We start from the raw sequence: 24,875 nt of genomic DNA, 5'->3' as shown, positions 1-24,875 counted from the left end.
GTGGCTGGACAATTGACGGCAGGCCAGTACAATCCAGACGTTTGTTTGCCGGTAAGTTTTCTCGTGAGGAGTCGGTTTCAATGACGAAAATGCTGCGGCGCGCGATTGCCGCGCTGCTTATGCTAACGGCGTTCGCCGCGATAGGCGCTGCTCAAGACGAGGTCAACGTCGTCGGGTCAGGTGTTGCCGGCCGTGCGTTTCAAGCGATCGTAACCGACGCTCCGTTTGCCTACGAGTTCAGTGGCACCCAGTCCGGTATTGGTCTGTTTTGCGGCGGCGGCGCTGATATCGTGCTGACGAGCCGGCCGCTTTCGGTGGCCGAGGACACCGCTTGCGCGGCGAATGGCGTCGAGTACAGCGAACTGCTCTTCGCCTATGACGGTTACGCGCTGATCGCCTCGGAAGATGTCGACTTTCTTGACTGCGTGAGTTCAGGGTTGTTGTCTGCGCTGATCGTGCCGAGCGCCGCAGGTGACGAGACCTCGTGGAGAGACGCCAACCCTGAATATCCCGATCTTGCGTTCCAGTTCGTGCTGCCGGCGGGTGTTAGCCAGCCAGCGGCGCTGCTTGACCCATTGGTCGTCGGAGACGGATTCCGCGCCGATGCACTGACCGGAGCGGACAGCGACGAAGTTGTGTCGTTGGTCTCGTCCGGAAGCGGACGGCTTGGACTCGTGTCGCTCAACGCTGCGTTGAGCGCCGAGGGTGTTCGTGTGTTGGAACTCGACAACCCGACCCTGACGGGCTGCTATGCGCCAAGCGTTGCGCAGGCGTTCGACCGGCAGTACTCGGGTGGAACGCGGCTCTTCGCGTACGTTTCGACCGGCGCGCTGGAAGCCGAGGGCGTGGCGGACGCGCTGAGCGCAGTTATCGCAGCGGACGCGGCGGCCAGCCTCGACGCGGCGGGATTTGTCGCGCCGACCGAGGCGATTGCGGCGCAGAACGCCGACGTGCTGTCCAACGGGACCAGCGGCCGCGTCTTCAGCGGCGATGTCGTGACCTATCAGATCCTCGGGGACACCACCGGCACGCTTCGTGTTGGGGGAGACTCGGCCGCGGCGGACTACCTTTCCTTGGCTTTGCCCGCCGTGTCGCGCAACTACAGCACGATCACCGTCGAGGAGACCATTCTCGGCGCGGCCGAAGGCATCCGCGAGTTCTGCAACGGTAACCGCGAACTGCTTGCCCTGACTCGCGATCTCACCGACGAAGAACGCGCCAACTGTGAGGCGGCTGAGATCGAAGTCGTGACCCAGCCTCTCGGCAGCCAAACGTCGGTGTTGATTGGCAACGGCAGCTCTCAGTATCTGTCGTGCCTCACGACCGCGCAGCTTGCCGCGGCAGTGACCGCGTCGGCCGAGCTTCCCGCGTCGTGGGATCAGGTTGACCCCTCATTTGCCGCCGATCCGATCTACGTGTTCGTCGCGGGCAAGAGCGCCGTACCGGTCGAGGTCGCGCTGAGTGGCTTGGGCGAGGCGAACGCTGTTGTGCGTGAGGATGTTCAAGTCAATGCAGATGCGCTATATCGCGCGGCCGCAGTAGCGAACACGCCGGGCGCCGTCGCCATTCTGTCTTGGGCCGAGCTGGCGGATGTCGCTGACTCGGGGCAGGAAGGCTATCAAGTGGTTTCCGTCGATGCCGGCGCGGGCTGCGTTGAACCGTCGGTCGAAACGGCCAGTGACGGCACCTATGCGCTTGCCCGCCCGATATCGCTGGCGGTCACGAAGGCGTCGCTTGAGCGGGACATCATTCAGGCCACGCTGTTCACCCTGTTTGCCGATACGAGCTACCAGTATTTCGTCAGCTCTGGATTGGTCGGGCTTAGCTTCACCGATCTCGTCGGCGTGCGCGCGGCGCTCGCGGAGCAGTTTGCGGAGGCGGACGCGGCGGAGGCCGAGCGGTTCGCAGCCGAGGTGGCGGCCACGCAGACCGCAATAGCGACGTTGACCCCGCAGGGTGAGGTCACGCCGGAGCCGACACCCGAGGCTACACCCGGCAGCTAGGGTCTCCTGAACCCGAATCCAGGCGGCGGATTGCACACGCGATCCGCCGCTTTTGATTCCGGTCACCCTGTACGATGTCGTAGGGGGCCGCTTTCACAGATGACCGACCTCGGCCACTAGCCGAATGTCGTTAGGCTGGCTGCCGAGTTGGGTAGCGGTCGGTGACCGCCCTACTGCGGCGGTGTCCCATCATTCATCACTTATCACTTCCAACGTCTTGCTTGGGGCATGCACGATCGTCTGTGGGGTGTAAAGCAAACGGGGGTGCCGACCGGCACCCCCGTTTCTGACTGTGCGCCTAGTTGTTGCCGCGGAACCCGTCCGGCACTGCCGGGACAGGCAGGATGTCGAGCGCGGCACCGTCGCTGAGGCGTGTGCGCGGTGCGATCGGTTGCAGCACTACCGACACGTCGTCGACGAACAGCTTGCCGCTGGTCAGCTTGTAAGCGACCTTGACCGATGCCGACGTCACGGCGTCGTCTGCGGTCAACGTTCCAGCGATGGTCGAGTAGCCGACCGGAGCAACGCCAGTCAGCGCGAGCTTGACCTTGTCCTTGCCGTCAGCGTTGGCGCCGGCGGTCGGGTTGGCGTACTTGACCTTGACGGTGACGAACACGCCTGTGTTGTCACGGTTCACCGACGCCGCCGCGCTGATGTCGAGCACGTCGGTACCGAGGATGAGCGTCGCATCCGCCAAGTCCTGCTTGAACTGACCGGCGGGTCCGACGCCGCCCTTGAACTGCAGTGCGCAGTCCGAGCCGTCACCCTTGGCGCCGCACTTACGCTTGTCGCCGCTCAGGTTCTTGCCCGTCCAGCCGTCAGGCGTGCCGTCGTCATTGGTGTCCAACTCGAAGCCGCCGTTGGATATCAGTTCGATGGCGTCCAAGATCACCGTGTAGAAGCCCGGCGCGTTGCTGGCCTCGACATCGGAGGTACCGAATGCCACAACGGTCCAACTAAACAGACCCGCCGGCGACCCGGTCACGTTGTAAGTGCATGTACCTGCCGCACAAACATCGTCGGCCTCGACGATCTCGTCCACAAACGTGCCGAGGCGCGTGTTGGTCGAGATTTGGGTGACGACAATACGGAAGACCGATGAACCGTCTGGCTCGGTCCAGCTTAGGTCGAAGCTCGCCTCGCGGAGCGTCGGCGGTGTCTCAACGAGTGTGAACGCTTCAGGCACCCAGTCGAAGTTGACCGCGATGTTCTCTGTGCGTTGGGCGGGCGGGCCAGCCACCGTGTTGACGTCGTTGTAGGTTACCGTTAGCGTGTCGGTGGCCTGAACCTCGATGGTCGAATTGCTTGCCACCGGCGTACCCAGTACGAAGACCGTCTCGACAGCGGCCGTGTAGGTACCAGCGACGTCCGTCAGCGTGACGATTTCGGAGTCACCGCTGGCGCTGGTAACCGTGACATCGACCGTCGGGCCAGTCAGGTCGGCGTCGGTGACGTTGATCGTCCAGTCGTCTTCTCCCGGCACGATCTCGACCGGCACGACCAGAACAGCGTCGTTGCCCGGCTGATAGACGATCGTGTCCGATTGAACTACCGTGTCGATCTGGCCGAGCGCGTTGAGGCCGTCGATGTACGAGAAGGTCAGCGTGCCGCTTACCCCCTCAAGGATCGAGTTGGAGGCCGTCGGCGCCGCGTCGGCGACGTTGAAGGTGTCGCTGAATTCGCCCGGGGTGCCGGTCGCAAACAGCGTCAACGTTTCACTCTCGCCTTCGGTGCTGGTGACCGTTATCTGCACGGATGCGGCGTCGACGTCCAAATCCTGCACCGTGACGGTTACGTCGTCGCCGGCGAGGATGAAGTCGTCGCTGTCGATTTCCGCCGTAGTGCCGACCAGGTTCAGGCCGACCAGTACCGGATCGTGATCGGACGTGCGGAATTCGTTCACGGCGTAGTACGGTGCCGTGTTGGCGAAGTCGTTGTAGTCGAAGATCGTCGCTTCGTCCGAGTTGATGTGCCACACATCGACACCCGTGACCTGCGCGTTCAGCTCGTCATTGGCGAGCGCGTAGTCGAGGTATCCCGCCTGACCGGAGAAGTAGTAGCCGTAGGCGTCTTCACCGTAGGCATCGGCAAGGAGATCGGTGTAGCCGCCGAAGGCCAGAAGTAATGTGATCGGGTCTTCCTTGGCGTAGCTGTTGAGGTCGCCGATGACCAGATAGTCGGGATCGTTGGTACCGGTAGGCCCCGTGTTGATCCAGTCGTTCAGCAGCGTCGATGACAGCACGCGGGTTGCGTTGAAGCAGCCCTGACCGTCGCCCTGATCGAGGTCGTCACCCGACGCGCCGCCGCAGCCCTTCGACTTGAAGTGGTTGACGACGACCGTGACCTTGCCGCCGTTGATGTCTTCGAACGTCTGCGCGAGCGGCGGGCGGCTGAAGGAGATGAACGGCTCGCTGTAGTCGAGCACGGCGAACGGGCCTACGGGCGTCGCCGTGGCCGTCTTGTAGATGAGCGCCACGCGGATGTCGTCGGTGCCGATCGGGCCGGTGTCGATGAACGACCACGTTCCCGCGCCGGCCGCCGTGTTCAACGCGGCGATCAGGTCGAAGATGGCCTGATTCTCAAGCGGAATTTCGCCGTCGTTTTCGATCTCCATCAGGCCGATAACGTCGGCGTCGAGCTTATTGATGGCCGACACCAGCTTGTCCGTCTGGCGGACGAACTCGGTCAGGTTACCAGCGCCGCGCTGATCGGATGTCGTGAATCCGCCGCCGGCGCCATTGCCGTTGAAGTAGTTCAACACGTTGAAGCTAGCGACCTTGAGCGTGGTCGTGCCAACCGCCGGCACCGATGTCGGGCGCGGGTTTACCTCCGCGAACACCGGCGGGACGGTGTAATGCAGCCGGAACATCGGCGTGCTGGACAACTCGGTGTAGAGGATTACGCCGGTGATCGAGTCCGTCTCATCTCCCATGCGGATCAATCCGTTCGGATCCACCGGGAAGTGCGGGACGGGGTTCGGGCCGGTTCCGTTGCGCTGGTCGTCCACGACGATGCGCGCGCGGGCGACGAGGTCGAGATGGTTCGCCACGTCGGGCGTATTCGGATAGTACAGGTGAGTCGGCTGGTAGAGCTTGCCGTCGCTGACGATCATCTCGCCGAAGCTGCCGAGCGCAAACATGTCGGCGACGGTGAGCGAGCCGCTCGAACCGACGATTTCCACCAGCATGCTCTCGTAGTTTTCCCAGTCGGCGAGGTCGGCGATCGGAAGCTCGACCTCGGTCGGAGCTATCGTATTGCCGACGGCGCACAGTGTCACTTTCGTGATCGACGAAAGTTGCGTCAGCGTGCCGCCCGGCGTGCTGCCGCTCGGGTCAAACTCGCTGATCGTGCCGGTGATGCGGATGTAGTCGCCTGCGTTGACCGGGAAGGAGTTGTTGAAGACGAAGATGCCCTCGGATGTCGTGTCGTCGCCGTCGGGGAACTTCTCTTGCACGAAGAAGCCGCCGATGCCGTTCGGGCTGCTGGGCTGGAAGTCCGCCGTGACGACGCCTTCGGTCGTGATGACGACTCCGCGGACGGCCTCGTTCACGCCGCCTTCCTGATAGTCGTGGATGCTGTCCCACGCTACGCCGCAGCCTTGATCGACCGTTGTGGTCTCGCTGTCGGTGTCGTTGCCGGTATTCGGATCGCCCGCGACCTGCACCGCTGCGTCGGTCGTCAGCGTACCAGCGCCCGAGAACACCACGTTAGCATCCACGTAGTTTGGGTCGCTGTCGTTGGCAAGCGGGCCGGCGAACGAACAATCCAGCGTCGTGTCGCCGTTCGAGAGCGAACAGCCAGACGGCGCCGTGACGAACGTGCCGATGCCGCCGCTAAGCGATGCCGAGAGCGTGTAGTTGGTGGCGTTCGCCGTGCCGACGTTGCTGATCTCGAAGCTCAGTGTCAGCGTGTCGGTCGACAGTATTGGGTCGTCGCTCTCGATGATGTTGACGGTGAGATCGCCGGCCGGCGGGCTGAACGTCGTCGTGAGCTGATCGGTGTTCGGGCCGGCGTCGGCGGGGTTGGACGTGGCATCGCTGTCGATCGTCAGCGTACCGTCAACCGCCGGCGTGACGTCGAACATCACGGCGTAGCTGCCGCCGCTCGCCGCCAGCGTGCCGATGTTGCACGTGATGGTCGGGCTGAGGTAGGAGCAGAAGGCCTGCGGTTCGCTGAAGTTGTCGACCGTCGCACCGGCGAACGCCGTGCCGGACAGGTCGACGGTCATCACAACGTTGTCGGCCTGCGCCGTGCCCTGATTGGTCACCGTTGCCGTGTAGGTGACAGGGCTGCCGGTGACGCCATTGCTCGCGCCGGAAACGTCTGTAACGAGGTCTGGCGCGAGGCACGGGTTGAGCGTCGATGACGTGTTGCGCGGGGTGAAGACGTCGACGGCAGCGAAGTCGGCGCTGTTATCGTCGGTGTCTTGACAGCCGTTGTTGGCGCGGACTCCATGCGTTCCATTGGACAAGGTGGGGGCTGCACCGCTTCCTTCATACGGATTAGCGGCCCCATAGCCAACGAAGTCGACATAGTTTGGGCTGACTTGAGGATCCGTTCCGCCAACAAACTGCGTCGTGGTGTTGAACAGCGCGATCTTTCCGGAAGCCCCAGCGAGATTGATGGGGCTTGCGTCCGTGAGATCCGGCGTTGTGGGAAGCGGTATACCATTCGCCGTACTACCGGAGCCCTGAACGAGGTAGTACTGGCCGACCTGTAACGTTGTGGTTGCAGGTATCTCAGTCAGATTGTTCCACGTATTGCCCGTACTGGACGTGTACTGAAGCGACCAGTTGCTAATGTCAACTGCCGCTGAGCCGGCGTTGAACAGCTCAATGTAGTCGTTCTGGAAGTCGGCGCCGGCGTTGCCGCCGCCACCATAGACTGCACTGATCACAACGCCGCTGGCGGACGCCTGTGTGACGTGCGCGCCGGGCGCAAGCGCCAGCGCAACGACCGCCAGCGCGGCCACCAACCATAACCCTGAACCCCTGTGTTTCATAAGGACCTCGATCGTAAATGGACGAATGCGCGACACGGTATTACACGCGCGCGCCGGATGAGCGGAAGTTTAACACGCGATTGTTAAAGTGGGTCGATCCAACTTTAAGCGTGTGGTCTAATTGGCCTCGTGGGAAGTCTGAAGTGATGAGTGACGAGTGATGAGATACCGCGACATTCGTCTTCGTCTGAACTCACTTGCACCGAAGACTAAGTCCGCCGACCGTCAGACGTCGGCTGGAGGAATCGATGACGGAGGGCCGGATGGGCGCGGCGGATCAAGGGGCAGGGCAGGTGGACGGGCGCTGGATGGTGAGCGCGCGTACGCTGGTGTTCGTGCGCTGCGGTGATCGTGTGCTGTTGATGAAGCGCGGCCCGCACAAGCGTATCTTTCCGAACCGGTACAACGGCCTCGGCGGCCATATCGAGCGCGACGAAGACCCGTACTCGTCAGCGCTGCGGGAGGTGCATGAGGAAAGCGGGCTTACGGCGACCAACCTCGAACTGCGAGGCGTCCACCACATCGACGCCGGCGCGGACAGCGGGATACTGATGTTCGTGTTCACGGCAGACGCCGACGATCAGGCTCCGCTTTCGCATAGTCACGAAGGCGTGCTGGAGTGGGTGTCGCTGGATCGTGTGCTTGGTCTCGATCTGGTCGAAGATCTTCCGCATACGCTCGATCGCATCCTCACCATGGAGCGTGTAGCTGCGCCGTACTTCGCGCATGTCAGCTATGACGCCGACGACCGGATCGTGATTCGGTATGCGTAATCGTTCGCGCAATCTGCTACACTGCCGACCGGACAACTCTGGGTAGGTAGGCTTTATAGTGACCGAAACGACGCCGGAACCAATTGTCGTCAAGCCGCCGATGACCGTACGCGGATGCCTGTGGCGCGCGGGCTGTCTGATCATTTGGTTTCCGCTCATTCTGCTGCCGATCGTACTGCTTGCGCTCGCTGTTCAGGGCGAGATCGCGTTGTGGCACAGGTCGGATTTTCCCGACAGTCACGAGCATCCGTTCCTTCAGGCCAAGCTGCTGATGGACATCGATACGCGCGGCCTGAACCTCACGCGCTCGTTCATTGCGTCAGGGGAGGGTAGCGACGCGGTCTGCGTACAGACGTACGTGAGCTATATGCTTTGGCAGGGTGAGGGCGAACCTTCAAGTTACTGCGACTGCTACGCGCGCAGCGGCGAACGCTGGGCGCTGCAGTCGACGGCGGCGGGGGACTGCCCGGGGTAATCAGCTATGGACAGCGGAACGCTTATTCTCATCGCGGCAGGGTGCGGTATTCTGTGTATCGTCCTGTTTGTGATCGGCACGTTGCTGAACGCGCTGGGGATCGTTTTTGAGTTGATCGGCGGGCTGGCCGAGTTTGCGGCAAACCTGTTCAATTTCGGACCGGTCCCCGGGTGCGGATGCGTAGTACTGGTCGGCGTGATTGCCTTGTGCGTCATCACTGCGCTGGCGGTCAACAGCGTGCTGCAAACGTGCGGAACACCGCAGCAAGTTAACTTTTGTCAGCTCTTCGGATACTAGGTATGGCAAACACGGTCGTTCAGACGCGCATCCAAGAGGTCGAAGCGGCGGTACACAGCGTGATCGTCGGGCAAGAGAAGCTGGTGAATCGCCTGTTGATCGGCTTGCTGTGCAGCGGGCATGTCCTCATCGAAGGCGTCCCCGGCCTTGCCAAGACCCTGACTGTTCGCGCGCTGGCGTCTGCACTGCACGTGTCGTTCCAACGGGTGCAGTTCACGCCCGATCTGCTGCCCAGCGATATCATCGGCACGCAGATCTTCAACCCGCGCACGGGCGAGTTCACGGCGCGGCGCGGCCCGGTGTTCGCCAACCTGCTGCTGGCAGACGAGATCAATCGCGCGCCGGCGAAAGTGCAGTCGGCCTTGCTTGAGGCGATGGAGGAGCGTCAGGTGACGCTGGGCGAAGCGACCGAACTGCTTCCGTCCCCGTTTATGGTGCTGGCGACCCAAAACCCGATCGAGCAGGAAGGGACGTATCCGCTGCCGGAAGCGCAACTGGACCGCTTTCTGCTCAAGGTCGTAATCGGCTATCCCACGCGTGCGCAGGAGCGAGAGGTCATGGAGCGGATGGGCGGCGAGGCGCCTCCGCTACCAGCGCCCGTGATGGAAGCCCGCGATCTGACGGCGGCGCAGCATGCCGTTCACAACGAGATCTTCGTCGACGACCGGCTCAAGGAGTACGTGCTTTCGTTGGTGGAGGCGACGCGCAACCCCGATCAGTACGGCCTGAAGCCGCTTGCCGCCCTGATCGCCCTCGGGGCGTCGCCGCGTGCGTCGCTGGGATTGCTGCGTGCGGGCAAGGCGCACGCCTACTTGCGCGGCTCGGGCCACGTCACGCCTGACGACATCCGGAAGGTTGCGCCGGATGTTCTGCGGCATCGGATCAGCTTGAGCTTCGAGGCCGAGGCGGAAGGCGTGACCAGCGACTCGATCATCGAGCAGCTTATCGCACGGGTTGCGGTACCGGCATGAGCGCCATCGACCCCGACCTGATACGCCGCGTCGCGCGCATCGAGCTGCGAACGCGCAAGCTGGTCGACAGCAGTCTGATCGGGGCGTATCGCGCTGCATTTCGCGGGCGAGGCGTGACGTTTGACGCCGTGCGCCCGTATGAGCCCGGCGATGACGTGCGCCACATGGATTGGAAGGTCAGCGCCCGTACCGGAGAACCCCACGTCAAGCAGTTCGCCGCCGAGCGCGATCTTTCGGTCATGCTGGTGATTGACGACAGCGGCTCGATGCGTGCTGGTGCGCCGCGCTCCAAGCGTCAGGTTGCCGCAGAACTCGCGGCGGCGGTCGCGTGGATCGGGGGCCGCGCGGGCGACCGGGTCGGCGCACTCACCGTCCACAGCGGCGGGACTACGCTTGTGCCCGCACGCCGGGGCCGAAACCATGTGCTGCGTGTCATCCGTGCGGTGCTGGGGCAGGATGCCAGCCTACGCGGCACCGACTTGACCACGGCGCTGCGGATGACGGTTCAGGCGCAGCGCCAGCGCGGTATCATTTTCGTCCTGTCCGACTTCTTGGCGTCCGCTGGCGACTATCAGACGGCGCTCACGCTGGCCGCGGCCAAGCACGATGTCGTCGCGTGTGTTGTCACTGAGCCGCTTGAACACGCTTGGCCGAATTCCGGGCTGGTTTCACTTGAAGATGCAGAGACCGGGCGTCGGATCGTCGTCGACTCTGGAAATGCGGCATGGCGAGTGCGTTTTGTCCAGCGCGCGCAACAGTTCGACGCGGCGCGCACGCGCGCGATCGTCCGCAGCGGTGCGCATCGCATGACCGTCCTGACCGACGAGGATCCGATCGCTGCACTGGCGCGGTTCATGCGCCGTCGAGCTGCAGAAGGGCGGCGGCTGTGAGACGCTGGCTGATCGCTGCGATTGCGCTGTGTGTGATCGGGCCAATCTTGGCCGCAGATTTCGACTCGCCGATTGTCAGCGCCCGGTTCGAGGCGAGCACCTATTCGCCCCTGACCGGCGAGCCGTTCGTGCTCACGCTGCGCGTCGAGTTGACGCCGGATACTTCGCTGGTCGAGTGGCCACAGATCTCCGACCCGTGGGGGCCGTTCGAGGTGCGCTCGTTCGAGCCGGTTGAGCAAGACGGAAACCTCGTTTCGCAGTCGTTCGTCGTTGTGCTGTGGCGTCCCGAGGACGCGGTAACGCCACCGACGTTCCTCGGCTACGGCGCTGGCGGTGGCGACATACGACGCGTCCCTGTGACGGAGGCGTTCTTCAGCGTGCCGACCGTATTGGAGCTGGGCGCCGAAGATCCGATTCCCGCGGTCGGCTTCGCGGGCGAATTATGGCCGTGGCCGGCCCTCGCGATATTGGCCGGGGCGGGTATTGTCGCGGTGTTGTATGCCGCCCCCCAGGTACGTCCTGCCACCGCAGTGTCGGCGCCTCCCGACCCGCTAGACGCCTTGGCCCGGGCGCTTTCACGCGTCAAGACGGATGATCCACGCGCCGCATCGCGTGCCGTGATGCGGGCTGTACAGCAGGCGTGCAGGCTGGCGCCGGAGTCGGACGTGCTGCAGCGTGCGCGCGAGACAGCCGAGGCGCTGCTCTATCGCACGGCTCCCGTGACGGCCGCCGAAGTCGACGATTTGCGCCGGTTGGCGCAGCGGGCGCTCAGCGAGCTTCGCGATGGATGAGTTCCGGTTCGCGCATGCGTGGGCACTTCCGCTACTTCTCTTGGCTGGTTGGGTGATTTGGAAAGGCCGCTGGCGGAGGCGAATCCCTGCGCGTTTGTACGGTGACGTCCGCCTGACGCGAACTAGTGTCCGAAGCTGGAAGGTGCGCCTGCATCCGCTGCCGGATGCGCTTCGTGCTGCGTCGTGGTGCCTGCTGGTGCTCGCGCTGGCCCGGCCGCAGGCCGGAACCGCGCAGGAAGTCATCCGTGGCGAAGGCATTGATATCGTGTTTGCGCTCGACATTTCGACCAGCATGGCGGCTTTGGACTTTCAGCCGTTGAACCGCCTCGAGACGGCGAAGGTCGTGATCGGCGACTTCGTGGCAGGTCGCGAGTTCGACCGGATCGGCGTGGTAGTCTACGCTCGCTCTGCTTATACGTTGGTCCCGCTGACGCTCGATTACCAGACGGTGCGCACGGCGCTTGACGGCATTCGGTTGGTTACCGAACTGCGTACGACAGGCGGTAATCAGTCGGCGCTGGACGGCACAGCTTCGGGCGTCGGGCTGTTGACGTCGGCTGCGCTCATGCGCGAGAGCACTGCCCGAAGCAAGGTCATCATTCTGCTCACAGACGGCGCGACGAACTCGGGGATCGATCCGGGGCTGGCCGCAGAGGCGGCCGCCGCTCTGGGTATTCGCGTTTTCACGATCGGAGTCGGTCGCCCAGGACAGGTGCCCATCCCCGACGAAGACGGCGAAATCGTATTGATCGAGTCCGATTTGGACGAGGCGGCGCTACAACGAGCAGCCGACGTCGGGGGAGGGCGCTACTTCAGCGCGGCCGATCCTGATGGCCTAGCAGCGGCGGCCTCGGCCATCGACCGCCTCGAACGCACGCCGGTTCGCCGTCAGGTGTACATCCCGTGGCGCGACTGGGCGCCGACAATACTGGGCATGGCGCTGGCGTGCCTGTTCGCCGAGTGGGCGCTGCGTACGTTCGCGTTCGATTCGGTACCGTAGGCCGCTGGTATGTTCACGTCGCCCCTGTGGTTGATCCTCCTTGCGGTTGCAATTGCTGTTCCGTTAGTCGAACGCGCCCGTGCTCGCCGTCGCGCTTCACGTGGCGGGGCAGTGGGAGCGCCGGCGACGTGGCGGCCAAGGCTGCTCTGGCTTGGCGGATTGGCGGCTGTGATCATCGCGTTGGCGAACCCGGTGTTTGGCGTCGAACTCGACTTGATCGACGCGCGCGGCGGGGCCGTCATGCTGGTGCTTGATGTCAGCGCGAGCATGGACGCCATCGACATGACCCCAAGCCGTCTTGAACGCGCCAAGCTGACGGCGTTGGACATCGTCGACCGGGCCGAAGGCAACGAATTCGGCCTGATCGTGTTTGCGCAAGAAGCCTACGTACACCTGCCGCTGACGTTCGACGCTGAAACGGCACGGCTGTTCGTACAAAGCGCATCGACCAGTATGATTACGCGACAGGGCACGGCCATCGCTGACGCGCTAGATCGGGCAATCGAGCCACTCGAATCGAGAGGCTCGGACAGCAGCGTGATCGTGTTGTTGACCGACGGCGAGAATCAGGTCGGTGACCCGCTTGAAGCGGCCGAACGCGCGCGGAGCCTCGGTATTCGCGTGCATGTGATCGGCTACGGCACGCCCGAAGGAGACGTGATCCCGGTGTATGACGCGGCCGGCAATCGCATCGGCGTCGTGGCGAACGATGCGGGACAGATCGTCACGACGCGGCTGGACGAGGACAGCCTGCTCGATATTGCCGAGGCAGCGGGCAGCACGTATCAGCGCGCCACCGACACCGGCATCGAATCGGTTGCGGTGATCGACTCGGTGCAGGAGTTGGAATTGGGCGCGGTCGGCGCGCAGTTGCAGTCGCTTGGTGTGTCTCGATATGGATGGGCCGTCGTCGCGGCGCTCATTCTGCTGGGCGTCGATATATGGCGCCGGCGGGAGGGCTAGATGCGCGCAGCGATCCGTCGCTTCGGTCTGCCCGTTCTTGCGACGCTGATCGTTGCGTTTGTGCTGTCACACGCCGTACCGGACGCCGTGCGGGCCGGTCGCGAAATGGGGACGGAGCGAGGGGCCGAGCTGTTCGAGCGGATCGCCGTGCAGCCCCAAGCAAGCCTATTCGACGTGTTCCGCGCGGGAACCGCATGGATCGGGATTGACGATCTTCGTGCCGAGGAATGGCTCGAACTGGCGGCGGAAGACCAAGCGTCAGGCGAGTGGCGCGACGCGACGTTCAATCTCGGCGTCGCACGATTCTACTCCCGTGAGTACGCGGATGCGGCACGCGCGTTCCGGGAGATCCTCGAGCGGGATCCTGCCGATGCCTATGCCCGCTACAACTACGAACTCTCGCTGAAGTTTGTCGAGGATCCGCTGCCGGACGAGCAGCAGCAGCGCACCGAACCCGACGATGGCAGCACCGACCCGACCGTGACGCCTACACCCGAACCGGGCGGTTTCGACGGCCCGACACCAACACCGCCGCGCGAAGAGACGGAACCCGATCCGACCGCGACCCCCGAAACCGGCTCGGGCGACTTCGGCGCAGAGGCGGATTCGACGCCAGTGCCGGTCGAGAGCGGCAGCATGACGATCGAGGACGCGCTGAGGCTTCTCGACGCGGCCGCGCGAGACGCCGACATGATCCTGCCGTTCGACGAGACTTCAGTCGACAGTGGCGAGCCTGGAGGGCGCAAGTGGTGAGGTGGCTCATGCTTCTCGGTGCGCTGTGCGTTTTGACGGGGACTGTCGCCGCTCAGGACGAACCGGTGTTTGTGACCGCCGAACTGGATCGGGCACGCGTGTTCGTCGGGGAACAGCTCATCTACACCGTAACGGCCTACACGGACGCCGAGCGAGAGATCGTGTTCTATCCACCCGACTTCGAAGGATTCTGGCACGGTGAGATGCGTGATCCTTTCTCCGGGGCAGCAACTCTCAACGGAAAGCAGTACAACGCGGCAATTTTCCAAATTAGCCTGTATCCGCTGCGGGACGGCACCCTCTCGATTGGACGGCCTCGTGCGCAGTTTATCGATACAGGTACTGAGGAGTCCGTGATCGTGTCAGGCGAGCCGCTTACGGTCGAAGCCGTGCCGGTTCCGCCAGCACCCGATGGATTCGCCGGGTTGGTCGGTGCAGTGATTCCGCAGCTCACGGTCGAACCGACGACGATTCGGCTTGGCGAAGCGGTTCGCATTTCGCTGCGATTGTCGGGGAGCGCTAACCTTGCGGCAAATCCTGCGCCTGAACTCGTCCTGCCGCAGGCGTGGCGCCTGTACGACGATGTCACGCAAACGGAAGCATCGTTTGGCGGAGCGCTGGCCACGCAGGAGATCACACTGCGCTGGATGGCCGTACCGGACGAGGCAGGGACAGTTCAAGTCGGAGTCGCACCGTTCAAGGTCTTTGACCCGCGAACAGGGTTTGTCGATGTGACCGTGCCGGCTGTGCGTGTGGACGTACTCCCGGCGGCAGACGGCAGTATTCGGCGCGACACCACAGCGATTGTCCCCAGCGACGCGCTGCCGTTGGTCGATGATGTCGGCGGCGTACCGGCACCTGCGTGGCTGCTTTGGGTGTTCGGCCCTGTCCTCGCGGTCGCAGCGCTCATGCTGCCAACGGCCCGTTCCGAGTTCGAGGCATGGCGCCGGAAACGGCGCGCGCGGCAGGCATTCGTGCGGTTCCAGACCGGACTGCGGCGTGCATCAGATGCCTACCGGATTGCTGCGCTTGGCGACCTTGTGCGACGCTACCTTGCCGACGTCGGCATGCGAGATGTATCGACCAACTCGGCGGCCGCGTCCGTCCTGACTGAGCTTGAGGGCCTCGCGTATGCCCCGGATACGCAGGCTGTAATGCCGCACGCGATCGACCGGGCGCACAGTTTTGTCAAGGCGGTTGAGGAGCGGCGTAATGCGGTGGCTGGTTAGTGTCGTCGCGCTGCTATTGCTTGCGTTTTCGGCGGGCGGCCAATCTACCGCAGACCGGGCCGAAGCCGCGTACGAGGCTGGCGATTACGCGCGAGCCGCAGACCTGTGGGTGCTGGCCGCAGAGGAAGAGGCTCGCCCGGCTACGTACATCAATGCCGGGCAAGCCCTGCTGATGAGCGACGACCTCGGGCGGGCGATGCTTTACTTCAAGCGGGCGCAGCTTGAGATGCCGCGCGCGCCGGAAGTTCAGCTCGGGATCGCGCTGGTTCGTTCGCTGCGAGTCGACGTGTATCAGGAAGACCAGCGCATCCTTCCGACGCTGGAACGCATGACAGCCGAATTGGTCTCGTCAGCCGAGCTGCAGTGGCTCGCCGTGATCGCGTTGACCGGAGCAGGTGTGGCGTGGTTGATTCATGTCACGCGCCGGCCACGCTGGGCCCTTGCTATCGCGCTCACGGTTGTTGCGTGCCTACTGGTTGTGCTGATGCTGGCCCGTGCCGAGTCCGTTCGGCTTGCGCCACCTGCAGTCGTTACGGCACTCGAGACCGTGCTGTACAGCAGAAGCGATGCCGCTGGGTTCGAACTGGGGAGGGCTTACGCGGGCGCCGAGGCGCGAATCGAAGCGATCGACGGGGCACGTGCGCTCTTGACGTTTCCGGATGGGCGACAGGGTTGGGTCGATCGCGACGCGTACCAGCCTGTGATTACTGCGCCGGCCTGAGCAGTGAGGGAATCTGGCTGATGCTTTGCGCGATTTGCGCGCCGGCCGCACGCAGCGCGGTTCGTTTGAACTCGGCGCGCTCCTCGGGACTGCGAATAACGGCGCCAGCATGACCCATTCGCATGCCGTCCGGGGCGCTCACACCTGCGATATAGGCGACGACCCGCTTCGTCATGTTGCCGCCGACATACTCCGCCGCGTTGAGTTCCGCCGTCCCGCCGATCTCGCCGATCAGCACGACCGCATCGGTATTCGGATCGGATTCGAAAGCGGTCAATACATCGGTCAGCGTGGTTCCGACGATCGGATCGCTGCCGACTCCGACAACACACGATTGCCCCATCCCTGCGGCTGTCAGGGCGGCGACCACCTCGTACGACAGCGTACCGGAGCGCGATACGATGCCGACGCGGCCGGGCGCAGCGGCTTCGGTTGGGATTGTGCCGATTGAGACGCGGCCGGGCTCGAGGATGCCGGGGCAGTTCGGTCCGATCAGCCGCGCACTGCTTGCACGCAGGCGTGCGCATACTCGCAGCATGTCGTGCACCGGAATGCCTTCGGTCACGCACACAATAAGCTCGATGCCAGAGTCGATCGACTCGAAGATCGCGTCTGCCGCCTGTGCGGCCGGCACAAAGATGATCGAAGTGTTGGCGCCGGACATGCTCACCGCCTCGGCCATGCTGTCGAGCACCTGAACGCCAAAAGCCCATTCGCCGCCTTTTCCGGGGGTGACGCCGGCCACGATGTTCGTCCCGTAGGCAAGCATCGCCTGCGTGTGGAATGCCCCTTCTCGCCCTGTGATACCTTGTACCACAACGCGCAGGTCAGACCGCGTGAAGAGTCCCATTATCCGCCTCGTGCAGCAGAGAGCGCTTGCGATGCCGCATCGTCCAACGAGTCAGCGAACGTAACCGAGACCAGCCCGGCCGATTGAATGAGGCTCCGGCCAGCCTGCGCTGTGCTTCCGTGGAGCCGAACCACGATCGGGACCGTACGGATCGAGGCCGAATGCGCCCCGATCAACCCCTGTGCGACGTCGTCGGCGCGTGTCAGGCCGCCAAAGACGTTCAGGATGATGCTGAGTACAGCGGCGTCCTCGAGCACAGTGCCGAGCGCCGTGCGTACCGTCTCCGAACGCGCGCTGCCGCCGATATCCACGAAGCTGGCCGGCGATAGCTTATACGGTTCGCCAAGGCGCGCCACGGCGTCCATTGTGGCCATGGCGAGGCCTGCGCCATTTGCAATGCAGGCAATCTGACCGCCAAGCTTGATATACGTGATGCCTGCCGCCTTCGCGGAGCGCGGGCCGACGAGCGTTTCTGACGTCGCGTTGGCGACTTCGGGATGGCGAAACAGCGCTGCGCTGTCGAAGACCGAGCGCGCGCCGCCGACGTACCACACGCCCGACTCTGTGTACATGACCGGCTGAAGATGTAGCGAGAGCAGGTCGGCCGTGACGAATGCGCGGTAGACTGCTTGCATCAAGGTGGCTAGAGGCTGCCACGAACTGCGCGGAATCTCGAGTTCGTTGGCGACTGCGGTTACCTGATAGGTGTGCAGACCGTAGAGGGGGTCGGCTTCTACGGCGACGGAGATATCCTCGCCGGGTACTGCGACTCGCAGTACCGTAAGCGCACGCTCCTGATCAATCGACAGGTCAATGCTGAGGGCGGGCACGTCGCGGGCCGTTACGATGCGGCGGTCTTGCAGTTCGGTGGCAGACATCGCGGCGGCGCCATACCGTCGCAGAAGGTCAAACACCTGTTCCGTCGATTGTTCCAACGCCAGCCTCGCCATTGTAGGGAAATCGTGATTATAGCTCAGCCGAGAAGGTTGCCCAAACGTTATTGGCTGAAGTCGCACGAATGATTTACACTGAGGCAAGACGAGTAATGCTTTGCTAGGGGGACACAACAATGCGAAGACTCGCATTCATCGCGATAGTGGCGTTGTTTAGTCTAGCGGTGGGATTTGCAGGCGCGCAGGGCGAAGAACTCCTGCGTAACCCGGGGTTTGACGGGCCATACGTCGACACGGGCGGCGGTTCGGTCGCAGATGGCTGGCTGCCGTGGTTTGTTGGCCCGCTGACCGAGCGCCCGGACTTCTTGGAGGCGCCAGCCAATCGAGCGATCGAAGGCAGTGCGCAGATGTACTCGTCGTTCTTGGCAACGCACCGCGCCGGCATTTTTCAGACGGTGACCGGCCTCACACCGGGCGTACCGCTGAACTTCACGGCCAACGTGTGGGTATGGTCGACACGGGACGACAGCGACCCTGCAGCGAGCGTCGACCCCGGCGGTGTGACGATCGAGGTCGGAATCGACCCGACCGGAAGCATCGACCCCGAAGCGACGACGATCATCTGGTCACAGCCGATCAGCCAATACGACACATTCGTGCCTGCGTCAGTGTCAGCCGCGCCCAGCGGCGAGTTTGCGACAGTGTTCGTTCGTACGACGGTGGCCGAGGCGCGCTTGGTCACGGATGTTTACGTGGACGATGCATCATTATCGGTCCAGTCCGCCGCCGACGATGCCCAGCCGACGGACGAGCCGGTCGATTCGTCCACGCCGGCACCAGAGCCGACCGATGTCCCAGCACCGACCGAACAGGTTGACGAGGCTCCCGCTACACCGGAAGAGGTCGTCGTCCCGCCCGGTTCGATCGAACACGTTGTGCAGCCCGGCGACTCGCTGTACTCGATTGCCGTAGTCTACGGCAGCTCGATCGAGGCGATTCGCGCGGCTAACGGACTGAATGAAACTGCGATCATCTACCCCGGAAACCGCCTGATTGTCCCGGTCAGTACGCCTGTTGTACCGACGCTCGAGGGTATGGAAGCCACGGCAGAACCGACACCGGCGGAGACCGAAGAAGTCACGCCAGCGGAAACCGAAGAGGCTACGCCGGCTGAAACCGACGAACCGGATGCCTCCGCGACCGAGGCGGCGCCAGCGACCGCTGAGCCGGTCACCTACCGCGTACAGCCCGGCGACTCGCTTATGGAGATTGCCAAGCAGTATGGCGTGGACGTTGTACGACTGGGTCAGGCCAACCGCATTCTGAACTACAACTTGATCTCGGTGGGGCAGGTGTTGATCATCCCGGTTGAACAGGAGACCGCGGAGACGACCCCGGTACCGACCAACACACCGTCCCCGATCCGTCATTTCGTGCAGTTCGGCGACTCGGTCTATCGGATTGCTGCGCGGTACGGTGTTACGGCGCAGGCGATTATCGAGGCCAATAACCTCGAAAATCCGAACCGGATCTTCTATGGGCAGCTGCTGCTCATCCCGAGATGAGCGACTATCGGGTGCTTCACAACACCCGCACCGGAGAAGTGGTACTTGGGCGCGCGCGCTGGTGCGCGAGCTTCCTGTGCCACTTCTTCGGCTTGATGGGTCGCGCGGGTCTGCCGGAAGGTGAAGGGCTGCTCTTCGTCACCGGTCGCGAGAGCAAGGCAGCGACGACCATCCACATGTTCTTCATGCGCTTTTCGATCGGCGTCGTGTGGTTGGCAAAGGATGGCCGGGTCATCGATAAGGCGCTGGCCAAACCGTGGAGGCCGGCCTATGCACCAAAGGCTCCCGCCCAGTACTATGTTGAGGCGAACGTCAGCGTGCTGGACCGAGTTGAAATCGGCGACGTGCTGGCGTTCTCGGATCGTGCCACGTAGCGTTTCAGGCAGTACACGTTATGAGTCTTCACACCAAGTTGTCGGCCCTTGCCCGAACGGCCCTGTGTATCATCGTCCTTAGCGCAGCGCTCGTCGTCGCCCAGCAGCCCCCCGCAGGGGGAACGATTCACGTCGTACAACGCGGCGAGACCCTGTTTCGCATCGCGCAGTCGTACGGCCTGACGACTGAAGTGCTCGCGCGCGTGAACGGGATTCTCAACCCGTCGAACATCCTCGTCGGTCAGCGGTTGATTATTCCCGGCCCCGACTTCATTCCGGAGGTCGATACGCCCGAGACATATGTCGTTCAGTTTGCCGACACGCTCGCGTCGATCGGCGCTGCATTCGGTGTGAATGTCGAGACGCTTGTCGCCCTCAACAGCCTCGCCAACCCGGACTCGATATATGTCGGGCAAGTTCTGCGCCTCAACGGCGAGATTCCGCAGGATAGCGCTCCCGTAGAAGAGGCACCAGACGCGCAAGAACCGCCACGGGAACAGGTCATTCATCGTGTGCAGCGCGGCGAGACCCTGTTTCGCATCGCACAGCGGTACGACGTGAATATGTCCGCAATTCAAGAGGCGAACGACATTCAGGACGCGTCGCGGATCTTCGCCGGGCAGGACTTGATCATCCCTGATGCGCGAACCGCCAGCGCCGTAAGCGCGCTGCCGGACGGAATCGCGACTATCGACCTCACGCCATTGGTGCTGACCGAGGGCAAGTCGGGACGGTTGCTGGTAACCTCGGCGGCCGCGGCGACCGTGAACGTTACGTTTCTCAACCGCGTGATTCCCGTGTCGTCGTCTGACGGTGGCACGACGCACCGTGCATTTCTACCCGTCGCGCTCGGAACGGCACCGGGAATCTACGACATTTCCGTGTCGGTGGCCGACGTCACTGGGCGCTCCGAGGTGCTCCGGTTCAACGTGCAGGTCACGTCCGGCGGTTACGGGCGGCAGTACATCACGCTGCCCTCCAGCAAGGTGCCGCTGCTCACCCAAGGAGTCGAGGACAACGAGCGCGGGTTGTTGGAGACGCTAACGTCGCGCTACACACCCGACCTGTATATTGGCGGGCCGATGGGCCTGCCTGCAGCGGCCTCGATGTTCAGCGCGTTTGGCGCGGCCCGTGCCTACAACGGCGGCGGCTTCGACCGCTACCACACTGGCGCGGACTTCGCTGGCGCGCCCGGCACGCCTGTGATCGCCGCCGCCGCCGGGCGTGTGGTGCTTGCCGATACCCTCAATATCCGTGGCGTAAGCGTGGTCATCGATCATGGCTGGGGCGTATATACGGCCTACGCCCACATGAACGACCGGTACGCCAACCTCGGTGACTTCGTACAGGCCGGTCAAGCGATCGGCACTATTGGCTCGACGGGACGCGCGACCGGCGCACATCTGCATTGGGAGGTGTGGCTGCACGGGACGCCGGTCGACCCAATGCAGTGGGCTGCCGAAGCATTCCCGTAACGCGCGCAAAGACGAATCGAAAGGGCCGCACAACGTGCGGCCCTTTTCTGTTGTGCTGTTGCTGCGACGCTACTTGGCGTAGGCGTCGTCCAGCGACTCGAAATCGGTGAACAGGAAGTGGTCGTGGTAGTAGTGGATCCAGAGGAACGAGAGGATCGCGGTGTAGTACGCGACATCGAACCTCCAGTTGCCTAGCGCCTGTTCGTACGGAATTCCCTGAGTGAGCAGGCCGGGCTGTGGGGTGATTATGTGCGACAGCGCGTAGACGACCGCGAACACCAGCGCCGAACCGACCAGCATGATTGCGCTGAGCAGATACAGCCCGCGCGAGTCCTTGCCCTTGCTAAACCGCGCAACCAGCGGCGCGCTCTTCTCAAGTCCACCGTAAGCGGCCTTGATCTTGATGATGTAGAACGTGATCGCCAGATACTGGAACGAGTGCCACGTGTTCAGCCCCTGGAATGCCGTGTCAAGATTCGGCAGGGCAGGCATCACGAAGGCGATGACCACGGTGAAGGCGACAAACGTCGTCTTGGGGACGTTCAGGATGCCGTCGCGATACTCCCGCACCGACTTCACCACAAAGGCGCCGACCGCAGCGAGGAACACGGCGGTCATGGTGTAGAAGAACCACGCCTGCTGGAAGAATTCGGGGATGACACGGGTGAGATCGTTCACGCCAATGTCGAACGAGCCTTGGCTGATCTTGAAGGCCGCCATTGGGAACAGGCAGGTGAGGATGACGGCGTAGTCGATTCCACGGGCGACCGGCGAGACGGCGCTTCCGCGGCGAACCTGTGTGGTCTCCTTGTGGTTGTACAGCTCCACGATGAACGTCACTTGATGCAGCACGTGCAGCGCAGCCCAGAAGAAGAACACGGTCAGCAGCAGCGTCAGGTTGAGAAAGGCCAACGACACCACCACAATCGGAATGATGATGGACGAGCGGATGAGCATGGGATAACGCTTCTTGAAGTTGTCATCCAGCCCGGTGCGAAGGAACGTCGACATCATGTGCGGTCCACCGACCGCGATGGCGACGAAGGCGTTTACGAGATTACGCGCCCAGTCGTCCCATCCCGCGTCGGCGGGGTTGGCGGCGCGCAGCAGCAAATACACCAAATACGGCAGGGGTACGACAATGACGCTGAACGTGATGTACATCAAGTCCCAGCGACGTGTGCGTAACCACATGCTGTTGGTGTCGCCGCGCACGACACTATCAGAAACCGATGCTGCAACTGCCATGACACGCTCCCTTCAGCAGCTATGCAGGTGCTCTCACTAACCTGCTGGTGAGCATTCTAGCGGAAGTCAGGCGGGCTTGCCAGTACCTTGCCCCCTATGTGGTTAGGCGAAAGCCGGGCTTGCCCGGTACGGCGAAGTGCTGCCGGCAGCGAGCCTCGTAGGTTTCCTGTGCGCCGATCATGATAATCGGGTCGTCGTAGCGCGCAGGCTGACCGTTCACAAGCCGCTGCGAGCGGCACGCGACATCCCCGCAAATCACGCAAATTGCGCGCAGCTTCGTCACTTCTTCGGCGATCGACATCAAGGCTGGCATCGAGCCGAACGGTTCAGCGCGAAAATCCAGATCGAGGCCGGCGCAAATGACGCGAATGCCTTTGTTCGCAAGGGTCTCGACCACCGGTACGATCTCCTCGTCGAGGAACTGCACCTCGTCGATCGCGACAACGGTCGTATCGGGCTTAAGCAGGCGTACGATGTCGGACGCCTGCCTGATCGGGTGCGCGGTCGCCGACTGCCCGCTGTGGCTGGCGACCGACTTGGCCGCGTAGCGCGTGTCGATATCGGGCTTGAAGATTTGAATGCTTTGGCGCGCATATTCGGCTCGGCGGACGCGGCGAATGAGTTCTTCCGTCTTGCCGCTGAACATGCTCCCGCAAATGACCTCGAGGTGGCCGCTGTGATGGCGCATGGACTTGATCCTCCAACTGGTTCCATGCCGGTAACTAACGAAAAAGGCAGGTCGCGCGATGCGGCCTGCCTTTTGTGGGTTGGCCTTGTGGGAGCCTACTCGGAATCTGCGCCCGGAACGTCGAAACCGTTGGCGCGCAACGCCTTCTTGATCGAAATCAGCGACTGCCGGCCGATACCGCCGATAGCGAGGATGGCCTCTTCGCCCTCGTTGACCAGCTTGCCAAGCAGGTCGTTGGTCAGCTCGATACCCGCCTCTTTCAGCGAGTTGACGGTGCGCTTGTCGAGGCCCAGGTCCTGAATTGTCGGGTTGGCTGGTGCGGCCTTGGTGGCAGCGCGGGCCTCGGCCTCGGCGGCCATATTGGTCCGGACCTGCAGCTTCTTGAGGAAGCGGTCGATCTGGCCTTCGGTGTCAACGATGCGCTGCTCGCCGGTGTAAAACGGATGGCAAGCCGAGCAGATATCTGTGCGGATTTCGGGGATCGTCGCGCCGGTCGTCCATGTGTTTCCACATGCGCAAACAACAGTCGCGGCGGGATACCACTTCGGGTGGATCTTGGCCTTCATAGATGTCTCCTAGGACAACAGGGCGCGGCCCCAGAAGGGAGGGTAGCGCACCCAGAACTCACAAGATTTGCCGCTTAGTCTGCGGCGGATTCCGAACTGGTCGACTGTGCAGGAGCAGTCGTCTTGTTCGGGTTCTCGGGCCGTACGCTGATCTGCTTCTGCGCACCGCGCCCGCGCATGCGCTCGAAGTAGACATAGCCTTCCTCGACCGCAAAAATCGTGTAATCGCGGCCCATGCCCACGCCGTCGCCCGGGTGGAACTTGGTGCCGTTCTGCCGCACGATGATGTTGCCCGGGATGACGAATTCGCCGCCGAAGGCCTTTATGCCCAGCCGCTGCGCATTCGAGTCGCGCCCGTTCTTGGTAGAGCCGCCGCCCTTTTTATGAGCCATGGTCGTGTCTCCTGAAAAACTGCGGATGATTACCGATTGATCGCGTCAATACGCAGACGGGTGTAATACTGGCGGTGTCCGGTCTTGCGGCGATAGTTCGTCCGCTGACGGTAACGGAAGACGATGACCTTGTCGCCGCGGAACTGCTTGGTGACGGTGACTGTCACGCTGGCGCCTTCCACGGTCGGCGTGCCGATCACGGTGTCGTCGCCGTCACCAATGAGCAGGACATCCTCGATCGTTACGGACTGATTTTCGTCGAAGGGGAGGCGTTCAACGTCAATTTCTTGCCCGACTTCGGCACGGAATTGACGCCCGCCTGAACGGAAAATGGCATACATGCGAAATGCGCTCCAATCTTCGCTTGCTTCCACGGCTGAGCTTGGTACCGATTAAGTCAAGCGCGCGGGGAAGACGGCGTTCAAAAACGCCCCAAGCACGGGGCGTGACCCGCCATTTATAGCACAGCCGGAAATGCCGGTCAATCCTCGGCTTTGGACGTGACGGAGGCTGGCGTCAGTTCGTCGGATTGCGATCTCTGTCGGCCGCACTTCCTCGCCCCACCGTTGCATACTGCGCCATCAGTCGCAGACTGCGCCGAACGAAGAAGAGTACAAGCCCGATGACAAGTGGCACCCCGCCGGCGATGAGAGCGATATTGACCTGCTCCGATGTCACCTCACGGCGTGGTCCGGTCGTCGGCACGCAGTAAGCCCGCAGCGAGAGAGTCGGCGCGCGACTGAGGTTCGTGCCTTCCACAGCATCCGACACATACGTATCGCCACCGCACAGCAGCGGGGTGAGTAGGGCTGATGACAAGGCATTCCCCGGTGCCAGTAGCGGCAGCGCCAGAAGCATAGCCAGCACAATTCCGCCAATCACGAGCAGCAGCACACTCAGCTTGAGCATCGAAATCACCTCCGGCGAATAGTTCAAGTCTATAGGTGAAATCGGAA

General features: G+C 63.0%; 24 protein-coding genes. 15 read left to right on the top strand and 9 right to left on the bottom strand.

From position 1 onward, the window contains the following. Positions 1 to 80 precede the first annotated feature (80 nt). Positions 81 to 2,003, top strand: a complete 1,923-nt coding sequence (locus tag IPM16_07145) for a substrate-binding domain-containing protein (GenBank protein ID MBK9122885.1) — start codon at positions 81 to 83, stop codon at positions 2,001 to 2,003. Positions 2,004 to 2,301: 298 nt separating this feature from the next. Here IPM16_07145 and IPM16_07140 read toward each other — a convergent pair whose 3' ends face one another. Then, positions 2,302 to 7,005 (bottom strand): ExeM/NucH family extracellular endonuclease, encoded by a 4,704-nt coding sequence (locus IPM16_07140; protein ID MBK9122884.1) that lies wholly within the window; start codon positions 7,003 to 7,005, stop codon positions 2,302 to 2,304. Between the two features lie 248 nt (positions 7,006 to 7,253). Between IPM16_07140 and IPM16_07135 the strand changes: the two genes are divergently transcribed. Genes IPM16_07135 through IPM16_07085 form a run of 11 tightly spaced genes read left to right on the top strand, consistent with a single transcriptional unit; the run spans position 7,254 to position 15,868 of the window. After that, entirely contained in the window at positions 7,254 to 7,778 is a 525-nt protein-coding gene (locus IPM16_07135) for an 8-oxo-dGTP diphosphatase (protein ID MBK9122883.1), read from the top strand. A 58-nt stretch (positions 7,779 to 7,836) separates the two neighbouring features. Continuing rightward, positions 7,837 to 8,253 carry a hypothetical protein gene (locus tag IPM16_07130; GenBank protein MBK9122882.1) on the top strand — a complete coding sequence of 139 codons (417 nt, stop codon included), beginning with the start codon at positions 7,837 to 7,839 and terminating at the stop codon, positions 8,251 to 8,253. Positions 8,254 to 8,259: 6 nt separating this feature from the next. Next, entirely contained in the window at positions 8,260 to 8,550 is a 291-nt protein-coding gene (locus IPM16_07125) for a hypothetical protein (protein MBK9122881.1), read from the top strand. 2 nt (positions 8,551 to 8,552) lie between these two features. Further along, the gene (locus IPM16_07120; GenBank protein ID MBK9122880.1) at positions 8,553 to 9,521 is read left to right on the top strand and encodes a MoxR family ATPase; all 969 of its coding nucleotides are present in this window, start codon (positions 8,553 to 8,555) and stop codon (positions 9,519 to 9,521) included. Continuing rightward, the gene (locus tag IPM16_07115; protein MBK9122879.1) at positions 9,518 to 10,411 is read left to right on the top strand and encodes a DUF58 domain-containing protein; all 894 of its coding nucleotides are present in this window, start codon (positions 9,518 to 9,520) and stop codon (positions 10,409 to 10,411) included. Before IPM16_07120 ends, IPM16_07115 begins: the two co-directional genes overlap by 4 nt. After that, positions 10,408 to 11,202 (top strand): hypothetical protein, encoded by a 795-nt coding sequence (locus IPM16_07110; GenBank protein ID MBK9122878.1) that lies wholly within the window; start codon positions 10,408 to 10,410, stop codon positions 11,200 to 11,202. Before IPM16_07115 ends, IPM16_07110 begins: the two co-directional genes overlap by 4 nt. After that, complete coding sequence (locus tag IPM16_07105) at positions 11,195 to 12,202, top strand: VWA domain-containing protein (protein ID MBK9122877.1); 1,008 nt, start codon at positions 11,195 to 11,197, stop codon at positions 12,200 to 12,202. The genes IPM16_07110 and IPM16_07105 overlap by 8 nt, the downstream gene beginning before the upstream one ends. A 9-nt stretch (positions 12,203 to 12,211) precedes the next feature. Beyond that, complete coding sequence (locus tag IPM16_07100; GenBank protein MBK9122876.1) at positions 12,212 to 13,165, top strand: VWA domain-containing protein; 954 nt, start codon at positions 12,212 to 12,214, stop codon at positions 13,163 to 13,165. Continuing rightward, on the top strand, positions 13,166 to 13,918 hold the full coding sequence (locus IPM16_07095) for a hypothetical protein (protein ID MBK9122875.1): 753 nt from the start codon (positions 13,166 to 13,168) through the stop codon (positions 13,916 to 13,918). 8 nt (positions 13,919 to 13,926) lie between these two features. Continuing rightward, positions 13,927 to 15,147 carry a BatD family protein gene (locus IPM16_07090; protein MBK9122874.1) on the top strand — a complete coding sequence of 407 codons (1,221 nt, stop codon included), beginning with the start codon at positions 13,927 to 13,929 and terminating at the stop codon, positions 15,145 to 15,147. After that, on the top strand, positions 15,131 to 15,868 hold the full coding sequence (locus IPM16_07085) for a hypothetical protein (protein MBK9122873.1): 738 nt from the start codon (positions 15,131 to 15,133) through the stop codon (positions 15,866 to 15,868). The genes IPM16_07090 and IPM16_07085 overlap by 17 nt, the downstream gene beginning before the upstream one ends. Here IPM16_07085 and sucD read toward each other — a convergent pair. Together sucD and IPM16_07075 are read right to left on the bottom strand one after the other, a co-directional pair. Further along, a complete protein-coding gene (gene sucD / locus IPM16_07080) occupies positions 15,852 to 16,718 on the bottom strand; it encodes a succinate--CoA ligase subunit alpha (GenBank protein MBK9122872.1) in 867 nt (288 codons plus the stop codon). The two genes, IPM16_07085 and sucD, sit on opposite strands and share 17 nt — an antisense overlap. After that, complete coding sequence (locus tag IPM16_07075; protein MBK9122871.1) at positions 16,718 to 17,596, bottom strand: hypothetical protein; 879 nt, start codon at positions 17,594 to 17,596, stop codon at positions 16,718 to 16,720. Before IPM16_07075 ends, sucD begins: the two co-directional genes overlap by 1 nt. A gap of 191 nt (positions 17,597 to 17,787) precedes the next feature. Here IPM16_07075 and IPM16_07070 point away from each other — a divergent pair, with 191 nt between their 5' ends. The 3 genes from IPM16_07070 to IPM16_07060 are packed head-to-tail and all read left to right on the top strand — an operon-like array spanning position 17,788 to position 21,025. Continuing rightward, the gene (locus IPM16_07070; protein ID MBK9122870.1) at positions 17,788 to 19,176 is read left to right on the top strand and encodes a LysM peptidoglycan-binding domain-containing protein; all 1,389 of its coding nucleotides are present in this window, start codon (positions 17,788 to 17,790) and stop codon (positions 19,174 to 19,176) included. Then, positions 19,173 to 19,550: a DUF192 domain-containing protein gene (locus IPM16_07065; protein ID MBK9122869.1), complete on the top strand. Its 378-nt coding sequence runs from the start codon at positions 19,173 to 19,175 to the stop codon at positions 19,548 to 19,550. Before IPM16_07070 ends, IPM16_07065 begins: the two co-directional genes overlap by 4 nt. 20 nt (positions 19,551 to 19,570) lie before the next feature. Further along, positions 19,571 to 21,025, top strand: coding sequence for a LysM peptidoglycan-binding domain-containing protein (locus IPM16_07060; GenBank protein MBK9122868.1), 1,455 nt, complete (start codon positions 19,571 to 19,573; stop codon positions 21,023 to 21,025). Positions 21,026 to 21,094: 69 nt separating this feature from the next. Here IPM16_07060 and IPM16_07055 read toward each other — a convergent pair whose 3' ends face one another. The 6 genes from IPM16_07055 to IPM16_07030 form a co-directional block, all read right to left on the bottom strand. Then, positions 21,095 to 22,273, bottom strand: coding sequence for a hypothetical protein (locus tag IPM16_07055; protein MBK9122867.1), 1,179 nt, complete (start codon positions 22,271 to 22,273; stop codon positions 21,095 to 21,097). 94 nt (positions 22,274 to 22,367) lie between these two features. Beyond that, positions 22,368 to 22,961 carry a thymidine kinase gene (locus tag IPM16_07050; protein MBK9122866.1) on the bottom strand — a complete coding sequence of 198 codons (594 nt, stop codon included), beginning with the start codon at positions 22,959 to 22,961 and terminating at the stop codon, positions 22,368 to 22,370. A 95-nt stretch (positions 22,962 to 23,056) separates the two neighbouring features. Further along, complete coding sequence (gene rpmE, locus IPM16_07045) at positions 23,057 to 23,527, bottom strand: 50S ribosomal protein L31 (GenBank protein MBK9122865.1); 471 nt, start codon at positions 23,525 to 23,527, stop codon at positions 23,057 to 23,059. A gap of 74 nt (positions 23,528 to 23,601) precedes the next feature. Beyond that, positions 23,602 to 23,919 carry a 50S ribosomal protein L27 gene (rpmA, locus tag IPM16_07040; protein MBK9122864.1) on the bottom strand — a complete coding sequence of 106 codons (318 nt, stop codon included), beginning with the start codon at positions 23,917 to 23,919 and terminating at the stop codon, positions 23,602 to 23,604. A 29-nt stretch (positions 23,920 to 23,948) separates the two neighbouring features. After that, the gene (gene rplU / locus IPM16_07035) at positions 23,949 to 24,260 is read right to left on the bottom strand and encodes a 50S ribosomal protein L21 (protein MBK9122863.1); all 312 of its coding nucleotides are present in this window, start codon (positions 24,258 to 24,260) and stop codon (positions 23,949 to 23,951) included. A gap of 175 nt (positions 24,261 to 24,435) precedes the next feature. Next, the gene (locus IPM16_07030) at positions 24,436 to 24,828 is read right to left on the bottom strand and encodes a hypothetical protein (GenBank protein ID MBK9122862.1); all 393 of its coding nucleotides are present in this window, start codon (positions 24,826 to 24,828) and stop codon (positions 24,436 to 24,438) included. Positions 24,829 to 24,875: the final 47 nt, after the last annotated feature.

This window comes from Candidatus Flexicrinis affinis (assembly GCA_016716525.1).
Lineage (GTDB): Bacteria > Chloroflexota > Anaerolineae > Aggregatilineales > Phototrophicaceae > Flexicrinis > Flexicrinis affinis.
This window is presented reverse-complemented; position numbering and strand designations above follow the sequence as displayed.

Bases quoted from the DNA above. Each gene is read 5' to 3' on its own strand.
- IPM16_07105 (MBK9122877.1), top strand. From the start codon at position 11,195: ATGGATGAGTTCCGGTTCGCGCATGCGTGGGCACTTCCGCTACTTCTC.
- IPM16_07095 (MBK9122875.1), top strand. From the start codon at position 13,166: ATGCGCGCAGCGATCCGTCGCTTCGGTCTGCCCGTTCTTGCGACGCTG.
- IPM16_07065 (MBK9122869.1), top strand. From the start codon at position 19,173: ATGAGCGACTATCGGGTGCTTCACAACACCCGCACCGGAGAAGTGGTA.
- sucD (MBK9122872.1), bottom strand. From the start codon at position 16,718: ATGGGACTCTTCACGCGGTCTGACCTGCGCGTTGTGGTACAAGGTATC.
- rpmA (MBK9122864.1), bottom strand. From the start codon at position 23,919: ATGGCTCATAAAAAGGGCGGCGGCTCTACCAAGAACGGGCGCGACTCG.
- rplU (MBK9122863.1), bottom strand. From the start codon at position 24,260: ATGTATGCCATTTTCCGTTCAGGCGGGCGTCAATTCCGTGCCGAAGTC.
- IPM16_07140 (MBK9122884.1), bottom strand. From the start codon at position 7,005: ATGAAACACAGGGGTTCAGGGTTATGGTTGGTGGCCGCGCTGGCGGTC.
- IPM16_07055 (MBK9122867.1), bottom strand. From the start codon at position 22,273: ATGGCAGTTGCAGCATCGGTTTCTGATAGTGTCGTGCGCGGCGACACC.
- IPM16_07100 (MBK9122876.1), top strand. From the start codon at position 12,212: ATGTTCACGTCGCCCCTGTGGTTGATCCTCCTTGCGGTTGCAATTGCT.
- IPM16_07120 (MBK9122880.1), top strand. From the start codon at position 8,553: ATGGCAAACACGGTCGTTCAGACGCGCATCCAAGAGGTCGAAGCGGCG.
- IPM16_07135 (MBK9122883.1), top strand. From the start codon at position 7,254: ATGACGGAGGGCCGGATGGGCGCGGCGGATCAAGGGGCAGGGCAGGTG.
- IPM16_07090 (MBK9122874.1), top strand. From the start codon at position 13,927: ATGCTTCTCGGTGCGCTGTGCGTTTTGACGGGGACTGTCGCCGCTCAG.
- IPM16_07115 (MBK9122879.1), top strand. From the start codon at position 9,518: ATGAGCGCCATCGACCCCGACCTGATACGCCGCGTCGCGCGCATCGAG.
- IPM16_07145 (MBK9122885.1), top strand. From the start codon at position 81: ATGACGAAAATGCTGCGGCGCGCGATTGCCGCGCTGCTTATGCTAACG.
- rpmE (MBK9122865.1), bottom strand. From the start codon at position 23,527: ATGAAGGCCAAGATCCACCCGAAGTGGTATCCCGCCGCGACTGTTGTT.
- IPM16_07070 (MBK9122870.1), top strand. From the start codon at position 17,788: ATGCGAAGACTCGCATTCATCGCGATAGTGGCGTTGTTTAGTCTAGCG.
- IPM16_07050 (MBK9122866.1), bottom strand. From the start codon at position 22,961: ATGCGCCATCACAGCGGCCACCTCGAGGTCATTTGCGGGAGCATGTTC.
- IPM16_07030 (MBK9122862.1), bottom strand. From the start codon at position 24,828: ATGCTCAAGCTGAGTGTGCTGCTGCTCGTGATTGGCGGAATTGTGCTG.
- IPM16_07060 (MBK9122868.1), top strand. From the start codon at position 19,571: ATGAGTCTTCACACCAAGTTGTCGGCCCTTGCCCGAACGGCCCTGTGT.
- IPM16_07075 (MBK9122871.1), bottom strand. From the start codon at position 17,596: ATGTCTGCCACCGAACTGCAAGACCGCCGCATCGTAACGGCCCGCGAC.
- IPM16_07125 (MBK9122881.1), top strand. From the start codon at position 8,260: ATGGACAGCGGAACGCTTATTCTCATCGCGGCAGGGTGCGGTATTCTG.
- IPM16_07085 (MBK9122873.1), top strand. From the start codon at position 15,131: ATGCGGTGGCTGGTTAGTGTCGTCGCGCTGCTATTGCTTGCGTTTTCG.